The 9,817-nt window shown below is 35.5% G+C and carries 8 protein-coding genes; 5 read left to right on the forward strand and 3 right to left on the reverse strand.

All coding sequences use genetic code 11. The features are described 5' to 3' along the window. The first annotated feature begins 81 nt into the window (after positions 1-81). The 4 genes from ACSC97_RS11895 (at position 82) to ACSC97_RS11910 (ending at position 3,239) form a co-directional block, all read left to right on the forward strand. Complete coding sequence (locus ACSC97_RS11895) at positions 82-1,143, forward strand: hypothetical protein (protein WP_436661110.1); 1,062 nt, start codon at positions 82-84, stop codon at positions 1,141-1,143. Between the two features lie 11 nt (positions 1,144-1,154). After that, positions 1,155-2,051, forward strand: a complete 897-nt coding sequence (locus ACSC97_RS11900; protein ID WP_436661112.1) for a hypothetical protein — start codon at positions 1,155-1,157, stop codon at positions 2,049-2,051. Between the two features lie 160 nt (positions 2,052-2,211). Beyond that, positions 2,212-2,964: a hypothetical protein gene (locus ACSC97_RS11905; protein WP_436661114.1), complete on the forward strand. Its 753-nt coding sequence runs from the start codon at positions 2,212-2,214 to the stop codon at positions 2,962-2,964. A gap of 11 nt (positions 2,965-2,975) precedes the next feature. Then, positions 2,976-3,239: a hypothetical protein gene (locus ACSC97_RS11910; RefSeq protein ID WP_436661116.1), complete on the forward strand. Its 264-nt coding sequence runs from the start codon at positions 2,976-2,978 to the stop codon at positions 3,237-3,239. 114 nt (positions 3,240-3,353) lie between these two features. On the opposite strand, the gene ACSC97_RS11915 is transcribed toward ACSC97_RS11910, so the two are convergent. Beyond that, positions 3,354-3,689 carry a hypothetical protein gene (locus ACSC97_RS11915; protein ID WP_436661118.1) on the reverse strand — a complete coding sequence of 112 codons (336 nt, stop codon included), beginning with the start codon at positions 3,687-3,689 and terminating at the stop codon, positions 3,354-3,356. Between the two features lie 273 nt (positions 3,690-3,962). On the opposite strand from ACSC97_RS11915, the gene ACSC97_RS11920 reads away from it, so the two are divergent. Beyond that, positions 3,963-5,069: a hypothetical protein gene (locus tag ACSC97_RS11920; protein WP_436661120.1), complete on the forward strand. Its 1,107-nt coding sequence runs from the start codon at positions 3,963-3,965 to the stop codon at positions 5,067-5,069. A 101-nt stretch (positions 5,070-5,170) separates the two neighbouring features. Here ACSC97_RS11920 and ACSC97_RS11925 read toward each other — a convergent pair whose 3' ends face one another. Together ACSC97_RS11925 and ACSC97_RS11930 are read right to left on the reverse strand one after the other, a co-directional pair. Next, positions 5,171-8,008, reverse strand: a complete 2,838-nt coding sequence (locus ACSC97_RS11925) for a DEAD/DEAH box helicase family protein (RefSeq protein WP_436661122.1) — start codon at positions 8,006-8,008, stop codon at positions 5,171-5,173. After that, positions 8,001-9,752, reverse strand: a complete 1,752-nt coding sequence (locus tag ACSC97_RS11930) for a site-specific DNA-methyltransferase (RefSeq protein WP_161404915.1) — start codon at positions 9,750-9,752, stop codon at positions 8,001-8,003. Before ACSC97_RS11930 ends, ACSC97_RS11925 begins: the two co-directional genes overlap by 8 nt. Positions 9,753-9,817: the final 65 nt, after the last annotated feature.

Here is a 9,817-nt window from a genome sequence, read left to right on the forward strand (position 1 = left end):
TATTAAAATAATAATAACCCAAATAATTAATTAATGTTATTATTTAAACATCGAAATCCAAAATATTATTTCTGCAATATTATGAAAAAGATTGGTTATATATTCTCTACACTAGCCATTGGTGTTACGCCTTTCATTAGCAGTTGTAGCACGTTTAGCACAAGTGCTAACGCCCCTCTATCCAAGCTATATCAAGCTGCGATCTTTGATAGCTGTTTGAGCAACCTTGAAAGCCAAGAAAAAGGTACGATTGCAAAATTAACTGCAAGTAATATTGATATTCGATCACCAAACGCTAATGACTTAACGAATTTAATATCTATATTAAATGCGGATATGGGTGGGGATGCAGAAAAAGTATCCAATTATGCGACATTCTTAGATGGAACGCCGTATCTTAAGATTGCGACTGTGGATTTAAAAGGCAATAAAAACATGCAATGTGAATACGCCTTTTTCGATAATAATAAGGGCGAATTAAAGAAACTTCCTATTTTAATTTCGGTTAAGTCGGGGAATGCTGTTGCGCTCCCACCGCAAAAGTACATTCAAGCTGTTACGTTAAAGGATTACGCATTTAGCTACTTCCAAAGCAAGCATGGCGTAAAATATTCAAATATCACAGCAAGCAATCACTACAAAGCGACAGACAACAAAAACATCATTCCATCGTTACGGAACCAACTCACACAGGCGACATTAAGCGGGGATAATTTACAACCTCTTGATGTGAATACTAATCCTGAAATTAGTGGAGCGAATGAACAAGAACTCGCACTAAATGCCACAAAGGATTTGTATTACCCACAATACACGCCTGAAAACCCGATTTATCTCACAAGCATTGTGACTTCACGCCAAATTCAAATGATTGGTAACTTTCAAGCAAGTGACCGCAACGTAAAAGAAATGGATAAGTTTAACGAAAACCGATACGTTGATCCCGACACAGGCATTGAAACACGTAGGGATGTACTTCAAGTGATTCAAAATGAATATGGCATTAAAGAAGGTGATGCTGTAGAAATGATTGCGAACAAGATGAAAAGTGCCGACATTAAATCCGCACCTGAATCATTACGTTTAAAAGGTGACGAGTATGTTGAAGATGGTGGTTTGGACGACTTAAAAATGAAAAATTAAGGGGAAGCTAGATGAACCTAATAAACCGTTGGAAATGCTACTTACAAGCTCTTATGGATAATGAGCAAGCACAGTATAAATTTGCTCATTATTTAAAGAATCAGTCGGATAGCGAAAATAGTTACTATATTTGGTTAAAGCGATCTGCAAGTAATGGTCACAATGATGCTTGCATTGAGTTTGCCAAAGAGTACATCAAGCGACAAGATATTAATTCTGCAATTGAAATCCTAAAATGGGCGAAACCCAATTCAACTGCTCATGCTGAATCATTACTCGGGCAAATTTTACTTAACCAATATATTGAAATCGTTGATTTTGAAAACATCACAAATAACACGCCCATTAACACGGATGCGACAGGTAAAAGCCAAAATCAAATTGCTGACGAAGTAGATGCCTATATTGAATCACTGTATAGCGACATACTTCCCAAATCCAATAAGAAACTTGCAATCAATGATATAAAGCTAAAAAACCAAATTTTAGAGGAAGCATTAAAATACCTAGATATAGGTGTTGAGAAAGATAATGTACTCGCCCTACACGCCAAAGCGATCTACCTAATCGAATATTCGGGCAAAAGTGATGAAGATAGAGAAAAAGGCTTGTCCTATCTTAATTTGGGTATAGAAAAAGGCTTTCCCCCATCTATGCAAGTTATGGCGGGTTTTTACGAAAATGGCTTATATGGATATAAGGCTGATATAAGTAAAGGGTTAAAACTACGAGTAAAGGCATCCGAAGCGGGATCACCCGAAGCGCAATATACACTTGGTTGCTTGATCTACAAGGGAATCGGTTTTGCAGAACATCGGGAACATGGATTACATCTCATCGAAATGGCTGCGAACAAAGGTTACAGACAAGCGATAGATTTTTTGGCTCAAGAAAAAACAAGATCATAGGTGAGTTATGCTTTCAAAACTCCAAAAGAACCCCTTATGGATAAGATACAACGAGGAATTTCCTAGCGACACCTTATCAGGAAAAATCTTTAGATTAGCCATTTATAGTTTTGTTATCTGCATACCTATTTATATGTATCAGCACTTTTTTGGCGATACATTGCAAACACTAAAAACAAGTTGTAGTGCATTCAAACTTAATGCCAATGATCAGGTTTTATTAAAAGAAGCTCTCAACATTGCCAATGTGCGTAGTAGTGGTACTGTTTCTGAATGTATGCAATTTCCAATAGAGCGCACTACCCTAGATACAAATAACATCCCATTGTGGCAACAACTGACGACTTTTGCGCTTCCTTTTTTTGGTGCTATTTTTTACTTCTTAGCGACAAATTTCATTGTTTTTGCAAGCCTAGCATTTATGTTTTGGGTTGTGGTGATGGATAAATTTCCAAAGCTCGGAAAAACATTCTTTCGCCAATATTTAACCTGTGGTGCAGCGTTTGTCATTGCTACCGCCGTAATGCTTCCAACCATTTCTAGTGTTCAAGTTGCAACCTTACACTTCAATGCCATGAACAATGGGAAACTTGCGATCTACAATAAATTTTTATGCTCATCTGAACATACCTTTGATGTATTTTCCAAACGCAACGCAATCCCAATTACATCCGAAGGCTACCGCCCTGTTGAGTTTTCTAACAACCAAAATGGCATTGTATGTTTTGGTCGGGAATTGGATAAGAACAGCCCAATAAATACTATTGCTGATGGTGTTACTCATGCAGTACCGCAAACATCACCATTTATCAAATTAATCGCCAATATATTTTTACTTGCATTGATTCCATTGCTTCTAGTGGTCTTTTTAAATATCGCTAAAAAAGTATTGCACCGCATAATGAATCGCTAATAGGACGAACCATGACTACTCAACAAGACAAACCCCAATTGGCTGTCGAAAAAGATAAACACACTTTAGATGTTTTTAACCATCTAAGTGACGAGGAAATCAATAATATTGCGACCAAAATATTGTTTAGTGCAAAGATACAAAAACGCTTTGGTGCTTATGCAACGATTGAATATGTGCGTGACTTCCTGATAAAACTCTTAAGCTCACAGCCTGAATTAACAGAGGTTTTATCTAGGTGGAAAAACTATAAACACAAAGTAAAAACCGCATAAAAAAAGCCCTCGATTTGAGGGTTTTTTTATTTAGAACCTTAATTAAAAATAATAAACGACTAATTCTCATAATGTAATTCCAACTTAATAATTCATTTTAAAATATTTATCAAATTAAAGCATCAATACCTTTCGTTTGGCTTCTTGATAAATATTTTTCATTTCGGGCTTAGATGTTAATTGGGGGGAAGTACGAGAACCTGTTATTTCCTCATACTCTTTTACAGTAATTTTAGAATCAGCAGCAGAACGATTAATCTTAAATTTCAACTCTTTACCAACTTGGCTACCTTTTTTATATTCATATAAATTATAGAGTTCAAAGTAGCTTTGTTCGCTTATTTCAATATCATCAATTCCACGCTGAAAATTCCAAGCACAAAATATTAAAGCAACAAACATTGAAAACAAAAAGAAAATTAAAATTAAAGTGTGCGAACTTTTTTGCATTTTATTATCCAAAAGATTAGGTCTTAATATTATAAAATATACCACAAAAACAGAAATAAATAATCTATTTTGTATTCATTAATGCAAGTATAAAAATAATACTCACTGTCCAACTAAAACAATACTCACTCTCCAACCAAAACAATACTCGCTGTCCAACTAAAACACTATTTTTTAATAAAAAATAGATTAAAAATATAATATATAAAAGCATTTGAGATTAAATAAAATATATGTTTTTATGATGTTATCAACCTGTAGAACATAATCGAAATGGCATTATCAGCATATTATAGTGAATCATCGAAAAACCTAACTTATAGCTATAAATTAAGCGAAGATAGTTGGAAACACTTGATGAGTTACAACACTCAAAATAGTTATGTTTTGCCTTGTTGTTCAGGGAAAGCCATTGCCAAAAGAACATCTAAAGGTGTTCAGTTTTTTGACCATGAAAAAGATAGCAACTGCCCTCACGCAAAAATTGATAGGCTGAATTTATATTTTGATTACACGGTTCTTTCGCTATTGAATGAATACATGCGTGAGATCAACCATGAGCATAAGATTGAGCTTTCAACAGGTGAATCAATAACAGCCAATGTATATATGGTGGATCAGGATTATCAGAAAATCGCCGTTTTCCATACAAGCAATCCCCGACTTCCAAACCCCGATGAAATCAAAAAATACACCGAGTTATTAAAAGAACAGGATATTACGTCTTATTGGTTCATTGAGAGAAAAATTACAGATTACCCTTTTTTCGGATCAAAGAGCCTACAAGCCTTAAGCCAAGTCGGGAACGTATTTTATGTGAGCTTAAACAACCAAGAAGGCCCGACAGCCCTATCGGTGTATGCGTATCATTTTACTGTTGATCCCAACTATATTCCCTACAGCCAAGAGGATTTTGATCGCTTGATACTTGGTCTTTTTGTATGGGGTTCAGTTAATAAATTAGATTCAGAAATTAACGAACCAACAGATTTTGTACTGACTAAAAGGGAAAGCTGCTCTTGTGGCAAACAACCCCTTTATTTTATGACGATTGGTAGAGGCTATGAGGTCGCAAACAAGTATCTGATTACAGAGTATATGCCGAGCTTTCAACAGATCGGTGAGAATGAAGTGACCGATCCACAACTGTTAGTTGATCTGACCAATATCATTAACAGCCAAAGTGAGCAATTAAAGCTGCACGTAAAACTAGAAGCAGATCGCATCACCACAAGATGTAATCACTGTGGCGAATATGGCTCAACACATAAAATGCACAGACTTCATCCTGTCAAAATAGACAATCCTATCAAGCTACACGAAAAAGACATTTATAGAGTAATTCCCAAAGGTGTTTTTTGGACTTCATACAAGTTTTAAAACAAAAAAAGGTGGCTTAAGCCACCTATAAAAATCCGATATTATGTAGCAACCGCACAAAGATATAATAATCAATTGCTTACATTTAGAAAAAGCCGAGATTAACTCGGCATTCTTGTTTGGAAATCAATGGCAAACTCTGATTCAGTGCGTGGTTCTGTATTGTAGAATTTAAAGCCTAAACACTTGACCTCTTTATAACCATGCGATTTGACTTCATTTAAGAACTCAACATAGTTTTTTGAATCATCTTGTTCTGCGTCAAAAACAATTTGGCTTTCATCGTCCAAACTTATCAATACTTCCTCTTTCCAAGCATCCTTTTCAAGTAAATGACCGCCTTTAGGCTCAATTAGGCATTGATAGTACATTTCCCCATTTTCAGCATCGTTAATAATCAGCATATAGTCAGGGCTGAATCTTCGACCATCTTTAGGACTAAACAACCAATAATCGAGTTCATTGCGAATAAGGTAAATCTCTGCACCCTTGTAGCGTGATTTAAGTTCGTCAATTTGAGTTGCAACAAACTTAACAAAGCGTTTTTCTTCACTTGTGCCATAGTTTTCACTGTAGGCATACCAATCGGCATCTTCAATATTAAATTGTAGATCGGGGTTGTCATGGTTTGACTGTGGTTTTGCACGTTCATCAGGTGCATGATCACTTGTTTCACCATCTAAATCTTGGATAGGGAATGAAACCAAGTAAATATTCTTTTCTTGCTGAAAGATAGAGGATAGCGATTTAGGTCTAAAAATATGACTACCCGTAATCTGTGGCATGTGCCGATCTATCGCTTTACGCACTTCGGGTAAAATCACACCGACCAATAATTGCAGTTTTTCATGGGCTTCAAGTTGATCAATATCCTTACCTTCCGAATACGAATATTTAATCTCATATAAAGGTAGATATTTTTCAATCAACTCATCAATGCTCTCTATCCCAACAATATGATTTTTCAGATGGTTAAATCGAAAGAAATTATTTTCTGCCAACATTAGTGCCTTGCGGATGATTAACGGGGAAAAGTATTCATCGGTTAAATGAATCGTTTTATACTGAATCCCTGCCTGAATACTATTTTGCTCTTTATCCGTTAAGCTTCTTGTATAAAGTCGGTAGGTACTTGCTTTGATTTCCCTCCTAAAAGTAGCATCAATTTCTGTATCCGTTGTTTTACTGCGGTGTAGTTGTTGATTAACCAATACAAAACCTTTTTTATAGGTTTCACTATTGAGAAATTCGGACTTGAGTTTAATCGTCCGTTTTTCCATACTTTTATTGACAATTCCCTCATCGAGTAAGGCATATTGTAAGTTATCTAAGAACGTGCCTGTTTTAACAAAGTGGTAGAAGAAAGTTTCCAAAATACGCCCATGCTCATGAGGTGCATTATCAAATTTACGTTTGAATGGGTCGAACTCATAACTATGTTCTTCATCAAATAACCCTCCAATTTGAGAAATCTTATAAGCTCTTGGCAGTTTGTATGGACACAATCTTGCACCACGACCAATCAACTGAATATCTTGTAGTGATACTTTTTTAGATTCTGAAATATCAAAATGAATAATGTCAAATAGACTGAGTACATCCCACCCTTCATTCAGCGCATTAACAGAAAAAATTGCTCGTATCACATTTCTTGGGCTATCTAGCAAAGGCAGTAAATCAGCCTTCTCTTTTTTCTGACTGTTATACGTCATGCTGTTATCTTCACGAAAACGCATTTTAATTTCAGCAATAAACGCATTTAAGCCATCAGGGTCTTGGGGGGATACCAACCCTGATTTTCGTGAACCAAGCCAACTAAACATTTGAGAGATAAATCGGTTTCTATCTTCTTCTATAAGTGATTGCTGTGTGTCTAAGCTTAATTTTTTCAAATGATCTAAATCACTTACTTTGAGTGAGCTAATTACTTTGTGGAAAAATACCCGATCTTCCTCACTCTTAGCAATTTTAGTGGATTTAATCAAAATAATTGGGTTAACCTGAACATTCATTTCTCGCTCAGCGAGTAATCTGCGGTATTCACTCATCACCACTGCATTGATGACTAATAAACGCTTTTGATCTTCAATCTGCGTTTCTTCGTTATAGAGAAAACCGACTTCTTTGCTGTATCCATCCTTGTTGAATTGCAGGAAATCGTAACGATGAATCAACTTATCACGGTATTTTTTATGAATGAGTGGATTTTCTAAATCTACGGTAGCGGTAAACTCTAACAGTAAATTATCGGGACGAGCATAAATTGCAGATTGAACAGCCGTTTCCCAATTGCGAATATCTTCCTCTTCGGTTTTCTTGAGTTTTTTACGTGTATCCACATTCAAACGGTGTGCTTCATCGGCAATCACAACAACAGCATTATCCGCAAAATCTTGGGAAGTTAAGCTATTTTCTTTATCTTCTGTCAGGCGGTTATACAAAAGTGCTGTGCTGAAAAACATGAAGTTAATAGCATCTTTTTGAGCATCTTGAAAACGATCAATAGCACGAACATTAATAGTTTTACCATTCAATTTAACCCCTTTAGGGTTAAACAGATATTTAGAAAACTTATAATCCGTGAAGTTTTTTACTGCCTGATTCTTAATTTGTAATTGGTGTACCAAGAACACAAAATTACGGTAGCCTTTTTGGTAAAGATACAAAATAGCAGCCGCCATTGTGAGCGTCTTACCCGTCCCTGTCGCTAAATTAAAAAGCAAGTGCTTTGCTTTATTAGGGTCTTGTTCAAATAACCAAATAAAGTGCTTGATGGCAACTTCCTGATAATCTCTCAATGTTTTTGAAAGATTATCGGTGATGTAAGTCGGGAGTTTGTAATCTTGCACCCATTCCTGATATTCAGGGTTAGATTCAATTTGACTAAATAAAAATTGGTCTAGCGTATCTTTAACTTTATTTTTTACACGTTTAGTCATTTTTAGCACCATAGAATAAATCGGTTAAATTCATTTCTTCTTCTGAAACATGGTAACGACTGTCACGCATATCAGCATGGTTAAGAAACAATTGGTTTTCATCCAAAATGCTAATCAACAATTCCTTGCGTTGATCTAAGTCAAGGGAACGGAAGTTTTCGTCCTTTTCAAACTCATTTTTATCAAACCAAAATTTTAGAAAGGCATTTTTAGCCATATCAGCATAGACTTCATCCAATTCGCCTTTGCTATTCGCTGCCATAATTTGATTTAAAAAATCTTGGTTATATTTTTTTAGCTCAAAATAAACAAATGAACCACCACCTTGCCAATCCACCGATTTAGAAATACCACCTTGTTCACCCTCAAGGACTTTCAGTAAGCGAGCTTTGGTTATATCTTCGATGTAGTCCATTTGCTCAATACCAATCCATCTGCGTCCCATCTTGTGAGCGACAGCACATGTTGTTCCTGAACCTAAATGGTAGTCTAGAACGATGTCATTTTCATCAGTTGATAGTTCTATTGCACGTTGAATTAGATTTTCAGGTTTTGGGTTCTCAAATACAACATCACCAAACATGGCTTGTTGGTGCTTTGTTGCGTTTGTGGTGGTATCAGTAGAAGTCCATAAAATTGTATCAGGTGTTACATCAGACCAAAGTGTTGATGCAGCTTTTCCTTTACCTGCTTCAATAGCATCTTCTAAATATACTTTTAATTGTGGTTTAGTTAAGCCCTTTGAACCAAATTGAATGCGATTTCTTTCAAGTAAACTGAGGTATTCTTTTTCTGTTGTACGCCAATGACGACCTTTAGGTGGCGTATAAACATCTCCATTATTAGGATTGGTAATCTTATATTCTAAATTTTCACGGACATTAGGAGCATCAAATGGTTCAATTTTGTATTTACCTAGTTCATCCTCAAGATCAAAACCCTCTATATCCAAGGCTAATTTAAAATGAGCCTTATTGATTGCTGTTTTGTCTTTAGCGTATGTAAGAACGTGTGTGCTTGAAATAGATAATAAACCATCACTAGAAATAGATTTTCTTGATTGCCAAATTACATCCGCAATAAAATTTTCCCGTCCAAAAATATCATCTGCTAATACCTTTAGGTAATGTGCGCCATCATCTGAAATAGTGATGAAAATAATGCCGTTTTCTTTTAAAAACTCTCTAGCAATTTCAAGGCGATTTTTCATAAAAACCAACCAAGAGGATAATTTAAAGTTTGAATTATATGCAAAAGTGTCCGCAGGTTTTGTATCTATAAAATAATAAGGTGGGTCAATGAATATACATTTTACTGCATTAGAAAATCGTTGCTTCAAAGAATGCAAAGCGAGTAGGTTATTACCTTTAATTAAAAGGTTTTGTTGTAATTCACCATTTTGATCAAAAAAATTTATTTTAGTTTCAGATTCGTCTACTGTGTGCTGTGCTGTGCTGTGCTGTGCTGTGCAAGGGTGCGAATAATATTGAAAATTAGTCAATGCTTTTGGCTCAAATAACGTATCAATATCTTTTCCATCAATTTCTTGATGTAAAAAGCGTTCTTCACGCCCTGAATCCTCTTTACTCATACCTGCTTCAAGCACAGTATCTTTAAAAGGGAAGCTTAAAACCACATCGTTATTATTATTTAAAAAACCAATTCGATCATGGCTTGTGGAGTAAAGCCCAATTTTATTGCTATGGCGTGTGTATCTGCCTTTTTTCAGTGAATTATCAGACATTAAGAATATCCTATTTAGGTTTGGTAAGTGGTTATAGTCGAATTTCTTTACAATCAATCGCTTTA

It is taken from the genome of Acinetobacter sp. P1(2025) (assembly GCF_051390655.1).
Lineage (GTDB): Bacteria > Pseudomonadota > Gammaproteobacteria > Pseudomonadales > Moraxellaceae > Acinetobacter > Acinetobacter junii.

Coding starts and splice junctions, on each gene's coding strand:
- ACSC97_RS11895 (WP_436661110.1), top strand. CDS start 82: ATGAAAAAGATTGGTTATATATTCTCTACACTAGCCATTGGTGTTACG.
- ACSC97_RS11900 (WP_436661112.1), top strand. CDS start 1,155: ATGAACCTAATAAACCGTTGGAAATGCTACTTACAAGCTCTTATGGAT.
- ACSC97_RS11910 (WP_436661116.1), top strand. CDS start 2,976: ATGACTACTCAACAAGACAAACCCCAATTGGCTGTCGAAAAAGATAAA.
- ACSC97_RS11915 (WP_436661118.1), bottom strand. CDS start 3,689: ATGCAAAAAAGTTCGCACACTTTAATTTTAATTTTCTTTTTGTTTTCA.
- ACSC97_RS11920 (WP_436661120.1), top strand. CDS start 3,963: ATGGCATTATCAGCATATTATAGTGAATCATCGAAAAACCTAACTTAT.
- ACSC97_RS11925 (WP_436661122.1), bottom strand. CDS start 8,008: ATGACTAAACGTGTAAAAAATAAAGTTAAAGATACGCTAGACCAATTT.
- ACSC97_RS11930 (WP_161404915.1), bottom strand. CDS start 9,752: ATGTCTGATAATTCACTGAAAAAAGGCAGATACACACGCCATAGCAAT.